At 30.4% G+C, this 1,140-nt stretch carries 1 protein-coding gene and 1 pseudogene; both read left to right on the top strand.

The features are described 5' to 3' along the window. A pseudogene (locus HT709_RS11485) lies at positions 1-183 on the top strand (restriction endonuclease subunit S); the annotation flags it as partial. Positions 184-272: 89 nt separating this feature from the next. Then, complete coding sequence (gene psrA, locus HT709_RS11480) at positions 273-1,070, top strand: tyrosine-type DNA invertase PsrA (protein WP_172925792.1); 798 nt, start codon at positions 273-275, stop codon at positions 1,068-1,070. The last annotated feature ends 70 nt before the right edge of the window (positions 1,071-1,140 follow it).

Below are 1,140 nucleotides of genomic sequence, written 5' to 3'. Positions count from 1 at the left end.
TATGAAAACTCATTAAATAGAGATTACCTATTCTATATTCTTTCATCAAATGTAGTTTATTCTCAATTTTTATCTCTAATTAGTGGAGCTGTTGTGAAAAACTTGAATAGTGATAAAGTTGCTTCTATTCTAATCCCCCTCCCACCCCTTCCTGAACAATCCAGAATCGTTGATAAAATCGAACAATTTTTCGCCCATATTGACGCACTAATTTAGTATAATAGTTTTACGTGCGGTGGAATTTCTATCAAACATAAGATAGGAGTTTTACGTTGAAAGATTTTGAATTACATTTGAAGAAAGCTGGTTTAGCTGAAAATACTGTGCGTTCGTACCTTTATGGTGTTCGATTTTTCTTGGAGAATTACGAACTCAAAATGGAAGATTTATTTGAATACAAAGGATATTTATTAGACAATTTTAAACCTAAAACTGTCAATTTGCGACTACAAGGAGTAAATAAATATCTGACTTTTATTGGTCATGATGATTTGAAATTAAAATTTGTCAAAGTACAGCAAAAACCGTTTTTAGAAGATGTCATTAGCCATGCTGATTACCTTTTTCTTAAACGTAGTTTGAAAAAAGATGGTATTTTAAAATGGCATTTTGTCGTTTGGTTTTTAGGTGCAACTGGGGCTCGTGTAAGTGAACTTATTAAACTAAAAGTAGAGCATGTAGAAATCGGTTATTTTGACATTTACTCAAAAGGTGGTAAAATTCGTAGACTGTACATTCCTAAAAAATTAAGAAATAGTTGTCTTAGTTGGTTAGAATCAGAAAATCGTCGAAGTGGTTATTTATTTTTGAATAAATTTAACGAACCAATTACAGCAAGAGGAGTTGCTCAACAGTTAAAAAATTATGCTGATAAATACAAAATGAATCCTAAAGTAATTTACCCTCATTCTTTTAGACATTTATTTGCTAAGAATTTTTTATCGAAGTATAATGATATTGCCTTGCTTGCAGATTTGATGGGACACGAAAGTATAGAAACTACTCGAATTTATCTAAGGAAAACAGCTACTGAACAACAAAATATTGTAGATAAAATTGTTAATTGGTAAAAAAATAACAGGTGGTCAAATTGACCATCTGCTATTTTTTTGTGATTATGGCTCTTATTATGGGAAGATA

This window comes from Streptococcus sp. 1343, assembly GCF_013277355.1.
GTDB classification, from domain to species: domain Bacteria; phylum Bacillota; class Bacilli; order Lactobacillales; family Streptococcaceae; genus Streptococcus; species Streptococcus pseudopneumoniae.
Note: the sequence above shows the minus strand (reverse complement) of the source record. Positions and strands in the feature narration are given on the sequence as shown.